This is a genomic window from Azotobacter vinelandii CA (genome assembly GCF_000380335.1).
Classification (GTDB): domain Bacteria; phylum Pseudomonadota; class Gammaproteobacteria; order Pseudomonadales; family Pseudomonadaceae; genus Azotobacter; species Azotobacter vinelandii.
Genome location: NC_021149.1, coordinates 1,667,130 through 1,679,577, shown reverse-complemented (window position 1 = coordinate 1,679,577; position 12,448 = coordinate 1,667,130). Strand labels below are relative to the sequence as shown.

Below are 12,448 nucleotides of genomic sequence, written 5' to 3'. Positions count from 1 at the left end.
CCTTCCCGCCGCTCCGCATGCTCTCAAGCACCCGGTATTTCCATTTTCCAAATTATCGAGGTTCGAAAATTATGAGCAGACCGAAGGAGCACGGGACGGTTGAAAATTACCGACTCTTGGATATCAACGCGCTGAACCGTCACGGGCTGCTGGCGCCGGGGCGCGCTTTTCTGTGGCAATGGGGACCGGACGCCAACATTAGCATTCACATGGAAGGCGCCGAACGCCTGCGCCTGAGCTATCGAGTGGCGGGAGAGCCGCGAGAGTACCGCGCCGCTATCGAGTGGACGCCTTGCCACCTGGGCGGCGAACGTCCGTGGTTCCTCTGCCCCTCCTGTGGCCGCCGCATGGCCAAGCTGAGCATTGGCGAGGTGACCGCGTGCCGCCACTGCCTGAGCCTGAACTACGCTGCCCAGCAAGCCAGCAAGGGCGACAGGCCACACAACCGCCATTGGAAGCTGCGCCGCGCCCTGGGCTGCAATGAGCTGACCCCTGTCGATCTGATCCCCAAGCCCAAGGGCATGCACTGGCGGACCTTCGCCCGGAAGATCGAGCAGCTACGGGAGGCTGAGCGCCAAGCCTTCGCCGCAATCGCCGCGCAACTGGAGCGGCTGCGCCGGTGTTGAGCAGCACCGTCCCTGCTTTGGCATTAGCCCGGCATTAGCCCAACCAAAAATGAAAAAGGGCCTGCATTGCTGCAAGCCCCGTGGTTTCTGGTGCCGGTGAAAGGAATCGAACCCTCGACCTTCTCATTACGAATGAGCCGCTCTACCGACTGAGCTACACCGGCGGAAAACGCCGCACATTATTCAAATTCGGCCGCCTCAGCTCAACCCCCGAGCGATAACTTTTTTCCGTGTATCAGGCAGTTGCGGACACTTGGTCATCGGCTGCGTTCGATGCGGTCGTCATGGATGACGATCAGGCCCTGCTTGTAGAGGCCGCCGATGGCCTTCTTGAAGGTGCCCTTGCTGACGCCGAACAGTTGGGCGATGCGTTCCGGCGGGGTCTTGTCGCCGAAGGGCAGCGTGCCGCCCTCCTCGTCCAGCCGCGCGAGGATGCGTTCGGCCAGTTCGTCGCGAGCGGCCTGGCCGGCCGGTTGCAGTGTCAGGCCGATCCTGCCGTCGGCGCGCACGTCCCTGATGTAGCCCCGTTCGCGCATGCCGGGGCGAACGGGCTTGAACAGCTCGTTCCTGTGGATCAGCCCCCAGTGCCGGCCTTCGACGATCGCCTTGAAGCCCAGCGGGGTCTGCTCGACCACCAGCAGCTCGACGGCCTGGCCGGGCCGGTAGTCGGGCGGAGTCCGGTCCAGATAGCGGTCGAGCCGGGCGGTGGCGACGATGCGCCGGGTGCGCGCGTCGAGGTAGGCGTGGACCACGCAGTGATCGCCGACCTGCAGCGGGCGTTTCTCTTCGGAATGGGGCAGCAGCAGGTCCTTGGGCAGGCCCCAGTCGAGGAACAGGCCGACGCGGTCGATCTGCACCACCTTGAGGCTGGCGAAGCCACCGACCTGGATCTTCGGCCGCAGGGTGGTGGCGATGAGCCGGTCGTCGCTGTCCAGGTAGACGAAGACGTCGAGCCGGTCGCCGACCTCGCTCGGCCGGTCCCTGGGCACATAACGCCGGGGCAGAAGGATTTCGCCGTCCTCGCCGTCGTCGAGATAGAGGCCGAAATCAGTGTGCTTGACCACCTGCAGGGAGTTGAACCGTCCGATGAGTGCCATCTTGAATACCTTGCTTGCCGGGGCCGGCATTCTACCTACTCTCGAGCAGCCAGGCCGAGGCGCAGCAACTTGCCGTCGGCTTCGTCGGTCAGCACGTAGAGGTAGCCGTCCGGCCCCTGGCGGACGTCGCGGATGCGGGTATCCAGATCTTCCAGCAGGCGCTCCTCGTGGACGATGCGCTCGTCGTCCAGTTCCAGGCGGATCACGCAGCGATCGACCAGGGCGCCGATGAACAGGCTGTGCTGCCAGGCGGGAAAGCGCCCGGCGTCGTAGAAGGCCATGCCGCTGATCGCCGGCGATTTCTCCCAGACGTAATATGGCGGTTCGGTGCCTGCGACAGTCTTGCCGCGGGCTTCGGGAATCGGCAGGAAGGAATAGTTGATGCCATGAGTGGCCAGCGGCCAGCCGTAGTTCCTGCCGGCTTCCGGAATGTTGACCTCGTCGCCGCCGCGCGGGCCGTGCTCGTGGGTCCAGAGCTGGCCGGTCCAGGGATTGAGCGCGGCGCCCTGCTGGTTGCGGTGGCCGTAGGACCAGATCTCCGGGCGCGCGCCCTGACGGTCGACGAAAGGGTTGTCCTCCGGCACGCGGCCGTCCGGATACAGTCGCACCACCTTGCCCTGCAGCTTGTCGAGGTCCTGCGCGGTCGGCCGCTGGTTGTTCTCGCCGAGGGCGACGAACAGGTGGCCGTCGCGGTCGAACACCAACCGCGAACCGAAGTGGATGCCGGTGGAGAGCTTCGGCTGCTGGCGGAAGATCACCTGGAAATCCTCCAGCCGGCGCAGGTCCCCGGACAGCCGGCCACGCCCCACGCTGGTGCCGGCCTGGCCGTCATCCCCGGCCTCGGCGTAGGACAGATAGACCAATCGGTCCTCGGTGAACCCCGGCGACAACGCCACGTCGAGCAGTCCGCCCTGCCCGCGGGCGAAGACCTCGGGCACCCCGTCCAACGGCTCGGACAGGCGTCCGTCGGCGAACAGCCGCAAGCGGCCGGGACGCTCGGTGACCAGCATGCTCCGGCCATCCGGCAGAAAGGCCAGCGCCCAGGGATGCTCCAGACCGCCGGCCAACCGGTCGAGTTGCACGGGTCCCTTTTCGCTGGGGTACTGCGCCCCCAGGGCGGATGGAATCAGCAGGGAGCTGCAGACCAGGGCGAAGAAGCAAAGACGAAACATGTTCGAGTTCCTTTCGTGAATGAGGGTGCGGAGCGGAATCTATTGTAGGAACAGCTTGTCGGCGATCCGTTCCTGCAGGTGGAACGCCGGACCGGGTCCGGACATCCCGCCGTCCCCAGCAGGTACAATGAGCGCCCCTTTCCGAGTACCTTCACCATGGCCGAACCCATCCGCCTCTCCAAACGCCTGATCGAGCTGTACCGTTGCTCGCGCCGAGAGGCCGAGCTGTATATCGAGGGCGGCTGGGTCAGCGTCGATGGACGGGCCGTCGAGGAGCCGCAGTTCAAGGTCGGCGACGAGGAAGTCGTCCTGCATCCGGATGCCGTGGCCACGCCGGTCGAGCCGGTGACCCTGCTGCTGCACAAGCCGGCCGGCGAAACCCTCGAGCAGGCGCTCGCCCGCCTCGGCCCGGCGACGCGCGCGGAAAGCGACCGCGACCCGCGGCGCCCGCTCTCCCGGCACTTTCACAGGCTCACCGCACTGTTGCCGCTGGAACCCGCGGCCAGCGGCCTGCAAGTGTTCAGCCAGCAGCGCGGCGTGCTGCGCCGACTGGGCGAGGAAAGCGACGCGCCAGAGCAGGAATTCGTCGTCGAGATCGCCGGCGAGCCGGCCGCCGACGGTCTGGCCCGGCTCGGCCACGGTCTCGACCAGCGGGGCCGACCACTGCCGCCGTGCAAGGTCAGCCGACAGAGCGAAAGGCACCTGCGCTTCGCCCTCAAGGCGCCGCAGGCCGGGCAGATCGAACACATGTGCCGCAGCCTCGGGCTCGAAGTGCTGGCCCTGCGGCGCATCCGCATCGGCCGCCTGGCGATGGCCGGGCTGCCGGTGGGACAATGGCGCTACCTAGGCGAACGCGAGCGGTTCTGAGCCGGCGCACCGCTATATGCTGCGCAACGCGCCTTTCTCATTGCGGGTCGCGGTCGATGGCGAAGGGCGACCAAGCCTGGCGTACCGGCATGATTTCCAGGCGATTGATGTTGATGTGCGCCGGCAGGCTCGCCACGTAGAAGATCTGCTCGGCGATGTCCTCGGCGGTCAGCGGCGTGGTGCCCCGGTAGAGCCGCTCGGAGGCGGCCTGGTCGCCCTTGGTGCGCACCAGGGTGAATTCGGTCTCGGCCATGCCCGGCGCGATGTCGGTGACCCGCACGCCGGTGCCCAGCAGGTCGCAGCGCAGGTTGTAGCCGAACTGCTCGACGAAGGCCTTGGTCGCGCCGTAGACGTGGCCGCCCGGATAAGGCCAGTGGCCGGCGACCGAGCCGAGGTTGACGATGCTGGCGCCCTGGCCGCTGGCGATCAGGGTCGGCAGCAGCGCGTGGGTGACGTTGACCAGGCCGGTGATGTTGGTGTCGATCACGGTGTGCCAGTCCTCCAGCGCCACCTGCTGCGCCGGCTGCGGGGCCAGGGCCAGGCCGGCGTTGTTGATCAGCGCCCGGACTTGGCGGAAGCCCTCGGGCAGCGCCGCGACCACCTGGCGCACGGCCTCGGCGTCGCGCACGTCGAGCGCGGCGATGTGCACCGGCACCCTGCCCTGGAGTTCTTCCCGCAGGACCTGCAGGCGCTCGAAGCGCCGGCCCGTCAGCACCAGCGACCAGCCGGCCTGGGCGAAACGGCGGGCGGCGGCGCGGCCGAAGCCGGAGGTCGCCCCCGTGATGAAAACAACATCGCTCATTCCTGAACCTCTCCGTTCTCGTGGAAAAACACCGGCCCCTGTCGGGATCGGCGGGGCTTGCGGGCGAAGCCGAGCACCTGGCGATCTTACCTGCTTGTCGGCGGATCCGCGCCGGCGCGTTCCCACCTGCCATACTGTCGCCATGGTCAGCGTCACTTTCCGCTTCTACGAGGAACTCAACGACTTCCTCCCGTCCGAGCGGCGGCGGCAGGCCTTTGCCTGCGACTGCGCGCGGGCGGCGACGGTCAAGCACATGATCGAGGCGCTCGGCGTGCCGCACACCGAAGTGGAACTGGTGCTGCTCAACGGCGAGTCGGTGGACTTCTCCCGGCCGCTGCACGACGGCGACCGGGTGGCGGTCTATCCCCGCTTCGAGGCGCTGGACATCGGTCCGCTGCTCAAGGTGCGCGACCATCCACTCAGAGAGCTGCGCTTCATCGCCGACGCCCATCTGGGCGGACTGGCCAGCCTGCTACGCATGTGCGGCTTCGACACCCTCTACGACAACCACTACGAAGATCGCCAGATCGCCGCCCTCGCCGCCGAGCAGCGGCGCATCGTGCTGAGCCGCGACCGCGAACTGCTCAAGCGGCGGATCGTCACCCACGGCTGTTACCTGCATGCCCTGAAACCGGCCCTGCAGTTGCGCGAACTCTTCGAGCGGCTGGATCTTGCGGGCAGTGCGCGGCCGTTCAGCCGCTGCCTGCACTGCAACCTGCCGCTGCACGAGGTCACCGTGGAACAGGCCCGGCCGCGACTGCCGCCGCGCATCGCCGCCCTCTACTCGCGCTTTTTCGGCTGCGATGCCTGCCAGCGGCTTTACTGGGAAGGTTCCCACTGGCGCAGCATGCGCTCACTGCTCGCCCCCCTGCTGGACGACCGCCCGCCCGAGCGGGGCTCCACTTGAACCACCATCGGTGCAAGAAGCGCTTTTTGCCTGTCTGAAGCGCAGACCCTTTCCAAGCGTGGGGAATCATCCATGTTCTTTCGTTCGCGCGACAAGCGTTCGACCCTGAGCCTTGCTCTGCAGGGCGGCGGCGCCCATGGCGCCTTCACCTGGGGCGTGCTGGATGCGCTACTGGAGGACGGCCGGCTCGACTTCACGGGCATCAGCGGCACCAGTGCCGGCGCGATGAACGCGACCATGCTGGCCCATGGCCTGCTGCAAGGCGGTCGCGACGGCGCGCGGGAGGCGCTGGCCAGCTTCTGGCAGGCGGTGGCCAGCAGCGCTCCGCTACTCAATGCCGGCGCCAACATCCGCAGCGGCCATCCGGCGACCGGCCTCAAGCTGATGCTCTACTGGGCCCAGATGCTGTCGCCGCGCCAGCTCAATCCGCTGAACGTCAATCCATTGCGCGACATCCTCGCCTCGCTGGTCGATTTCGAGCGTCTGCGCACGGATTGCCCGCTCAAGCTGTTCATCGCCGCGACCAATGCCAACACCGGCCGCCTGCGGCTGTTCCGCAGCCACGAGCTGAGCGTGGACTGCGTGCTGGCCTCGGCCTGCCTGCCGACCTTCCACCATACCGTGGAAATCGACGGCGAACCCTACTGGGACGGCGCCTTCTCGGCGAATCCGGCGGTGTTTCCGCTGGTCTACGAATGCGATGCGAGCGACATCCTGCTCGTCCTGCTCAGTCCCATGAGCCATGGCAAGACGCCGCGGAGTGCCGAGGAGATCCGCCGCCGCGCGCAGGAACTGGCGTTCAAGTCCACCTTCCTGCGCGAGATGCACAGCCTCGCCCAGGCCCGTACGCACGCAGCCCGCACGGTGCTACCCCTGAACAGGCTGGAACGGCGGTTGACCCGGACCCACCTGCACATGATCGCCGACGACGCGCTGATGAGCCGGCTCGCCGCGGAATCGAAGATGACCACCAGCCAGCCCTTTCTGGAAATGCTCCGCGACCAGGGCCGCTCACGGGCCCATGACTGGCTCGAAAGCCATTACCGGGCAATCGGCAGGCGCTCCTCGGTGGATATCGCCACCGTATTCCTCTGAGCCGCCGGCACTCCGGCACGACTCCTGCGGCGCGGCGCTCCTCTTGCGGGCGGCCCACTTCAGCGCGGAGGGCGCCAGCTTCAGTTGGTAGCGCTGGAAGATGGCGGCGACCGTGCCGTCGGCGATCAGCACCTGCAGGCCTCGCTCGAAGGCCTCGAACTTTTCCGGAGAAACCCGCTCCCGGGAGAAGGCGATGGCGTAGCCCACTTTCTTGAACAGGCCGGCTTCGCGGACATTGCCCAGCTTGTGCTCCTCGATCAGACGGCGGGCGATGGTCGGGTTCATGATCACCATGCCATCGTCGAAGCGCCCCGCATCGAGCTTGCGCATCAGGCGCAGGTTGTCGAACTCCAGGTGGATATGCGCCGACGGGATGTCCTGCAGGCGCTGCCGGACCACATTGGCCGTTCCCGAGGGCCCCAGGATGTAGAAGTCGCGCCGCTCGCCGTTCTCCGGCCGCCAGCCCCGCAGGGGATTGGAGCTATGGACATAGATATCGAGGCTGGAGTCGATCAGCACCGGACTGAAGCGCAGGTCGACCGCTTGTTCGTAGGCGGGAATGACGGCGAAGACGGCATCGGTCTGCCCCTGCTCGAGCATCGCCAGGGAGCGCCGCCAGGGCACCAGGCCGATCGGGCAATCGTAGTGGATATGGGCGCAGACCGCCTGCACCGTTTCGACGAAGGGCCCCCGGGCGACCGGAGGGGTTGCACCGCTGGAAGTGTCCCGGGAGGAAAAGTCGAAAGACAGGAACTCGCCGGTCACGAAGCGCAGCTCCATGCCCTTGGCCGACCAAGGCAGCAGCAGTGCCCAGACCATCAGGAATACACGTATCGACATCGACTGACTACCCACCACGGGCCGGAGACAGGGAGTCCGCTTTTTCCGCGCGCAAAAAAAGAGGCGAGGATAACCTCGCCTGCTCTTCAGTCCTTTTTTCCCTTTTTTCCCTGGCTCATCATCCTGATGATTCGCCGTCCTGCGAAATCCATGGTCATCGTCCGTGACAACCCGCGTCGCTCCGTCGACACGGACGCGATATTAGCGTGCGCCCCGGGCGGAACAAGGGGCCAAAACCCGCTCCCGGCGCCACGACGCTTCCCAAAAAATAAAAAATACCCATAAAAATCAATAAATTAAAAGATACCCAGTAACTCGTCCAGGATGCGGGCAACCATCTGACCTACATATCCTGTAGGCAATGGCTTACACAGCACCGGGCAATCGGGCCGCTTTCAGCCACGGCTGGCCACGAAACGCCTGCCCCGGGTCGATGGCGAACGCAGCCCCGGCCCCGGCGGAAGCGATCGGAGACGGGCCGCCACGGCATCGACGCGTTCAGCCCGGCACCCGGCGCGACGCGGCCTTCCTCTTCGCCTCGGCGGCCCGCGGCCGCGTCAGATGCTCGACATAAAGGCCGGCCGCGAACAGGGCCGCGCCGGCAAGAGCGAGAAGAAACAAGGTGTCTATCGACATGCAACGCCCTCCGTGGCACTTATGGCGGTGAACGGCTCCATCGACCGGGCCTGGCGGGCCTCCGGCGGAGCCGCTTCTCCATTCGGCGTCCCGCGTCGCCGCCCGTTCATCCGGCCCAGGGCGAGCGGAACGGAAGTTCAGAAAAGCATTCCCAGAAAAGCGGTGCCGTACATCAGAAGCATCCCTACTTGCAGGCAGCGGGTGAAAACGTCTTCATGACCGCCACGCTTGCCCGCTTTATCCTTTTCGTTTTCCTCAAAGCAAGGATCGCACTCGTTGATCTGCCGCATGCACAAGTCCCTCCTTCTTCTTATAGCTTCCTAGCCGGCGGCCAGCCGAGCTACAGAGGCCCCTCCGGTGCATCCTTGTGAAGCACACCGGACAAAAGAGGAACGACCATCGGCCTGCCTTACCTCACGGTATTAAGTAAGGTGAGGCATCGCGCAACGGTCAAGGCCAGCACGCAAAAACAGTTCCGCCATGGCCGCCTACCCGAGCGGATGGGTTCCGCATCGTGCATCGCCAGGGCGTGTCATCAATTGTTTCCCGCGTTGCGACGGAGCCTGTTTTGGCACAGGGCAAGGCGCGAGGAGAGAAGTTTGGTGATTCCAAACGAACGACGAGCAACGCCGCGCTGTGCCAAAACAGGCCCGTCCCTGCGGGTGGGGCCGCCTAGGTTGCGCCGGAAATGGGGCCAGGCGGCGTTGCAGCCTTTGGCAAGGGAATGACCATTGCCTGCAGGCTGCGCCTTGCCGAACGCGGCCCGGCCAGGCCCCATTTCCGGCAGCAACGCAACCGGGGAAACAATTGATGACACGCCCTAGACTGCCCGACGACGGCACGGCGCCGTCGAGAACAGTGCGACATCCACCCATCCAACCCACGAGGAAAGACCATGAGCATCCGCACCCTGCGCGTACAACCCGGCGGCGGCTTCGAGCGCATCACCCTGGAAACCGGCGAGCCGGTCGAACCGAAGGCCGGCGAGATCGTCGTGCGCATCCGCGCCAGTTCGCTCAACTACCACGACTACCTGGTGGTCAGCGGCGCCTGGGGGCCGGCCGAGCCGCGCATCCTCCTGTCGGACGGCGCCGGCGAAGTCCTCGCGGTGGGCAGCGGGGTCGACGAATTCAAGCCGGGCGACCGGGTGGTCAGCACCTTCTTCCCCACCTGGCTGGACGGCGAGCCCGAGGTCGAAGGTTTCACCACCGTACCGGGCGACGGCGTCGACGGTTTCGCCCGCGAACAGGCGACCCTGCCGGCGACCGCCTTCACCCACGCGCCGCAGGGCTGGAGCCACGCCGAGGCGGCGACCCTGACCACCGCCGGGCTGACCGCCTGGCGCGCGCTGATGGCCGACGGCGCCCTCAAGCCCGGCGAGACCGTGCTGGTGCAGGGCAGCGGCGGGGTCTCGGTGTTCGCCCTGCAGTTCGCCAAGCTGGCCGGAGCGACGGTCATCGCCACCTCCTCCAGCGACGACAAGCTCGCCCGTCTCGAAGCCCTGGGCGCGGACCATCTGATCAACTACCACAAGGAGCCGCAATGGGGCGACAGGGTGAGACGTCTGACCGACGGGCGCGGCGTCGACCATGTCATCGAGGTGGGCGGGCCGGCTACGCTGGAACAATCGATGATCGCCGCGCGCATCGGCGGGCATATCGCGGTGATCGGCATCCTGTCCGGACTCTCGGCCCACCTGCCGCTGGCCACGGCGCTGACCCGGCAGTTGCGCCTGCAGGGCCTGATCGTCGGCAGCCGCCGCCAGCAGAAGGACATGATCCGCGCCATCGAAGCGACGGGCATGCGGCCGGTCATCGACCGCCATTTTCCCCTGACGGAAATGGTCGAAGCCTTCCGGCACGAGGAAAGCGGACGGCATTTCGGGAAGATCTGCCTGGATATCTGAGGAGAGACCATTGACCCCGGGAGACACGCCTTGAACCTGACCACCACCTATCTGGGCCTGTCCCTGCGCAACCCGCTGATCGCTTCGGCCTCGCCGCAGAACGCCGAACTCGATCACCTGCACCGGCTGGACGACGCCGGAATCGGTGCGGTCGTGCTGCCCTCGGTGTTCCAGGAACAACTGGAGGCCGGCGCCAACGACTACGCCAGCATCGGCGCGGCCTGCAGCGATGTACCGGCGTTTCTCCCGCCGGTCGAGGGCGGTCCCTACGGGATGATTCCGGAGAGCCACCTGGCGCTGATCATGCGCGCCAAGGCGGAACTCTCGGTACCGGTCATCGCCAGCCTCAACGGCGCCTCGGCCAACCATTGGACGCACTACGCCGCCCTGCTGGAGGAGGCCGGCGCCGACGCCCTGGAACTCAACCTGTATTTCGTGCCGGTCGATCCGCTGGAACCCGGCACGGCGGTCGAGCAGCGTTACCTCGAAGTGCTGGCCGCCGTACGCCGGACGGTGAAGATCCCGGTGGCGGTGAAGATGCCGCCCTACTTCAGCGCCATCGGCAACATGGCCAGCCGTCTGCTGGAGGGCGGCGCCGACGGCCTGGTGATCTTCAACCGCTACCTGCAGCCGGACATCGACCTGCAGCGCCTGCAACCGATCAGTACCCTGGAACTGAGCAGTCCGGGGGAAATGCGTCTGCCGCTGCTGTGGATCGCCCTGCTGGCCGGGCGGGTCAAGGGTTCGCTGGCCGCCTCCGGCGGCGTGGAGGACGTCGAACAGGTGGTGAAGTACCTGCTGGCCGGCGCCGATACGGTGATGACCACCGCCGCCATCCTGCGCCACGGCCCCGCGCACGTGCACACCCTGCTCTGCGGACTGGAGGCCTGGCTGCAGAGCCGGCGCGGCCAGTCGCTGGAACGGATTCGCGGGCAGATGAGCTGGGCGCGGCAGCAAAAGCGCGACAACTACGTGCGCGCCAACTACATGCGCCTGCTGGAAAGCTACCGCGATCCGCGCGCGGATTGACCCAGTGTGCGGCAAGCCTCGGCCTTCAGGCCGGGGAAGGCTAGCGCGGGGTACGGAGCGGCCCTATACTCGCGCCTGTACGGATAGACAGTCCTTTCCATGCTTCGACTTCAAGCCTTCAAATTCGAAGTGATGCCAACCGGCGAACAGCAGCGCCAGATGCGCCGCTTCGCTGGCTCGTGCCGGTTCGTGTTCAACAAGGCATTGGCGTGGCAAAAGGAACGCTACGAACAGGGCGAATCGAGGCTCGGCTATGCCGGACTGTGCAAGCGGCTCACGGAATGGCGGCATGATCCGGAGACGGCCTGGCTGGCGGATGCACCGGTTCATCCGCTGCAACAGGCACTCAAGGACCTGGAGCGAGCCTACGCCAATTTCTTCGCCCAGCGGGCCGACTTCCCGCGCTTCAAGAAGAAGGGCCGGCGCGACAGCTTCCGCTATCCCGACCCGAAGCAGATCAAGCTCAACCAGGAAAATAGCCGCCTGTTCCTGCCCAAGCTCGGCTGGCTGCGTTATCGCAACAGCCGGAACGTGTCCGGCATGGTGAAGAACGTCACCGTCAGCCAGTGTTGCGGCAAGTGGTTCGTGTCCATCCAGACCGAGCGCAAGATGGCGCAACCCATCCCGAAGGGTGGTGCGGTCGGCATCGACATGGGGGTGTCCCGCTTCGCCACGCTCTCGGACGGCACGTTCTACGCTCCGCTCAACAGCTTCAAGCGGCACGAGGACAGGCTGCGCAAGGCGCAGCGGGCGATGAGCCGCAAAACCCGACTCAGCAACAACTGGAAGAAGGCGAAAGCCCGCATCCAGCGTATCCATTCCCGGATCGGCAACGCCCGCCGTGACTACCTGCACAAGATCTCGACCACGATCAGCCAAAACCACGCGATGGTGTGTATCGAGGACTTGCCGGTGCGGAACCTGTCCAGGTCGGCGGCAGGCACAACCGAAGTACCGGGCAGAAACGTTCGGGCCAAGTCCGGCCTGAACAAAGCCATCCTCGACCAGGGCTGGTTCGAGTTCCGCCGCCAACTGGACTACAAGCTGGCGTGGAACGGCGGCTGGCTCGTTGCCGTGCCGCCACGGAACACCAGCCGCACCTGCCCGTGCTGCGGGCATGTGTCGGCGGACAACCGGCAGAGCCAGGCCCGGTTCGAGTGCGTGGAGTGTGGTTTCGAGGAAAACGCCGATGTGGTCGGCGCGATCAATGTGTCAAGGGCGGGACACGCCCGGTTCGCCTGTGAAGTGAGCGGTGTGGTAAGGCCGCCAGCAGCAGGAACCCGCCGAGGTGAGTCGGCCCGGGTGGGCTGAACACGGTAGGAATCCCCTTCCTTTTCGCCTTTTGGGCGGCAAGCGTCAGCGAGAGGGAGGGGAGGATGTCAATCCCGCCCGAGGCACGAACCGGTGCGGCAAGACGGCCCGAGCCCTGGCCCAGGTCAATAGGAGGCGAACCGGCCCATCGCTATACTCG

Annotated in this window: 13 protein-coding genes and 1 tRNA gene; 7 read left to right on the top strand and 7 right to left on the bottom strand. The window is 66.2% G+C overall.

What is annotated here, in order from left to right:
* The first annotated feature begins 71 nt into the window (after positions 1-71).
* Positions 72-626, top strand: coding sequence for a hypothetical protein (locus tag AVCA_RS07735; RefSeq protein ID WP_236616360.1), 555 nt, complete (start codon positions 72-74; stop codon positions 624-626).
* A gap of 88 nt (positions 627-714) precedes the next feature.
* Here AVCA_RS07735 and AVCA_RS07730 read toward each other — a convergent pair.
* From AVCA_RS07730 to AVCA_RS07720, 3 genes are all read right to left on the bottom strand, one after another.
* Positions 715-790 (bottom strand) — tRNA-Thr (locus AVCA_RS07730).
* 93 nt (positions 791-883) lie between these two features.
* The gene (locus AVCA_RS07725; RefSeq protein ID WP_175555979.1) at positions 884-1,723 is read right to left on the bottom strand and encodes a CvfB family protein; all 840 of its coding nucleotides are present in this window, start codon (positions 1,721-1,723) and stop codon (positions 884-886) included.
* A gap of 35 nt (positions 1,724-1,758) precedes the next feature.
* Positions 1,759-2,895, bottom strand: a complete 1,137-nt coding sequence (locus AVCA_RS07720; protein ID WP_012700313.1) for a PQQ-dependent sugar dehydrogenase — start codon at positions 2,893-2,895, stop codon at positions 1,759-1,761.
* 156 nt (positions 2,896-3,051) lie between these two features.
* On the opposite strand from AVCA_RS07720, the gene AVCA_RS07715 reads away from it, so the two are divergent.
* Positions 3,052-3,762, top strand: a complete 711-nt coding sequence (locus AVCA_RS07715; protein ID WP_012700312.1) for an rRNA pseudouridine synthase — start codon at positions 3,052-3,054, stop codon at positions 3,760-3,762.
* Positions 3,763-3,799: 37 nt separating this feature from the next.
* Here AVCA_RS07715 and AVCA_RS07710 read toward each other — a convergent pair whose 3' ends face one another.
* The gene (locus tag AVCA_RS07710) at positions 3,800-4,564 is read right to left on the bottom strand and encodes an SDR family NAD(P)-dependent oxidoreductase (protein WP_012700311.1); all 765 of its coding nucleotides are present in this window, start codon (positions 4,562-4,564) and stop codon (positions 3,800-3,802) included.
* 142 nt (positions 4,565-4,706) lie between these two features.
* Here AVCA_RS07710 and AVCA_RS07705 point away from each other — a divergent pair, with 142 nt between their 5' ends.
* Both AVCA_RS07705 and AVCA_RS07700 read left to right on the top strand, forming a co-directional pair.
* Positions 4,707-5,471: a Mut7-C RNAse domain-containing protein gene (locus AVCA_RS07705; RefSeq protein WP_012700309.1), complete on the top strand. Its 765-nt coding sequence runs from the start codon at positions 4,707-4,709 to the stop codon at positions 5,469-5,471.
* Positions 5,472-5,543: 72 nt separating this feature from the next.
* Entirely contained in the window at positions 5,544-6,566 is a 1,023-nt protein-coding gene (locus AVCA_RS07700) for a patatin-like phospholipase family protein (protein WP_012700308.1), read from the top strand.
* On the opposite strand, the gene AVCA_RS07695 is transcribed toward AVCA_RS07700, so the two are convergent.
* From AVCA_RS07695 to AVCA_RS26355, 3 genes are all read right to left on the bottom strand, one after another.
* A complete protein-coding gene (locus AVCA_RS07695) occupies positions 6,483-7,406 on the bottom strand; it encodes a substrate-binding periplasmic protein (RefSeq protein WP_012700307.1) in 924 nt (307 codons plus the stop codon). The genes AVCA_RS07700 and AVCA_RS07695 overlap by 84 nt on opposite strands.
* Before the next feature lie 498 nt (positions 7,407-7,904).
* The gene (locus AVCA_RS26360; RefSeq protein WP_156483737.1) at positions 7,905-8,042 is read right to left on the bottom strand and encodes a hypothetical protein; all 138 of its coding nucleotides are present in this window, start codon (positions 8,040-8,042) and stop codon (positions 7,905-7,907) included.
* Positions 8,043-8,179: 137 nt separating this feature from the next.
* The gene (locus AVCA_RS26355; protein WP_012700306.1) at positions 8,180-8,332 is read right to left on the bottom strand and encodes a hypothetical protein; all 153 of its coding nucleotides are present in this window, start codon (positions 8,330-8,332) and stop codon (positions 8,180-8,182) included.
* A gap of 605 nt (positions 8,333-8,937) precedes the next feature.
* Here AVCA_RS26355 and AVCA_RS07690 point away from each other — a divergent pair.
* The 3 genes from AVCA_RS07690 (at position 8,938) to AVCA_RS07680 (ending at position 12,288) form a co-directional block, all read left to right on the top strand.
* Complete coding sequence (locus tag AVCA_RS07690; protein WP_012700305.1) at positions 8,938-9,948, top strand: zinc-dependent alcohol dehydrogenase family protein; 1,011 nt, start codon at positions 8,938-8,940, stop codon at positions 9,946-9,948.
* Positions 9,949-9,978: 30 nt separating this feature from the next.
* Entirely contained in the window at positions 9,979-10,977 is a 999-nt protein-coding gene (locus AVCA_RS07685; protein WP_012700304.1) for a dihydroorotate dehydrogenase-like protein, read from the top strand.
* 99 nt (positions 10,978-11,076) lie between these two features.
* The gene (locus tag AVCA_RS07680; protein WP_012700303.1) at positions 11,077-12,288 is read left to right on the top strand and encodes an RNA-guided endonuclease InsQ/TnpB family protein; all 1,212 of its coding nucleotides are present in this window, start codon (positions 11,077-11,079) and stop codon (positions 12,286-12,288) included.
* Positions 12,289-12,448 lie beyond the last annotated feature (160 nt).

What these genes read in the sequence shown, in the direction of transcription:
- AVCA_RS26360 (WP_156483737.1), bottom strand. Translation starts at nt 8,042, where the DNA reads ATGTCGATAGACACCTTGTTTCTTCTCGCTCTTGCCGGCGCGGCCCTG.
- AVCA_RS07700 (WP_012700308.1), top strand. Translation starts at nt 5,544, where the DNA reads ATGTTCTTTCGTTCGCGCGACAAGCGTTCGACCCTGAGCCTTGCTCTG.
- AVCA_RS26355 (WP_012700306.1), bottom strand. Translation starts at nt 8,332, where the DNA reads ATGCGGCAGATCAACGAGTGCGATCCTTGCTTTGAGGAAAACGAAAAG.
- AVCA_RS07715 (WP_012700312.1), top strand. Translation starts at nt 3,052, where the DNA reads ATGGCCGAACCCATCCGCCTCTCCAAACGCCTGATCGAGCTGTACCGT.
- AVCA_RS07695 (WP_012700307.1), bottom strand. Translation starts at nt 7,406, where the DNA reads ATGTCGATACGTGTATTCCTGATGGTCTGGGCACTGCTGCTGCCTTGG.
- AVCA_RS07705 (WP_012700309.1), top strand. Translation starts at nt 4,707, where the DNA reads ATGGTCAGCGTCACTTTCCGCTTCTACGAGGAACTCAACGACTTCCTC.
- AVCA_RS07680 (WP_012700303.1), top strand. Translation starts at nt 11,077, where the DNA reads ATGCTTCGACTTCAAGCCTTCAAATTCGAAGTGATGCCAACCGGCGAA.
- AVCA_RS07690 (WP_012700305.1), top strand. Translation starts at nt 8,938, where the DNA reads ATGAGCATCCGCACCCTGCGCGTACAACCCGGCGGCGGCTTCGAGCGC.
- AVCA_RS07710 (WP_012700311.1), bottom strand. Translation starts at nt 4,564, where the DNA reads ATGAGCGATGTTGTTTTCATCACGGGGGCGACCTCCGGCTTCGGCCGC.
- AVCA_RS07720 (WP_012700313.1), bottom strand. Translation starts at nt 2,895, where the DNA reads ATGTTTCGTCTTTGCTTCTTCGCCCTGGTCTGCAGCTCCCTGCTGATT.
- AVCA_RS07735 (WP_236616360.1), top strand. Translation starts at nt 72, where the DNA reads ATGAGCAGACCGAAGGAGCACGGGACGGTTGAAAATTACCGACTCTTG.
- AVCA_RS07725 (WP_175555979.1), bottom strand. Translation starts at nt 1,723, where the DNA reads ATGGCACTCATCGGACGGTTCAACTCCCTGCAGGTGGTCAAGCACACT.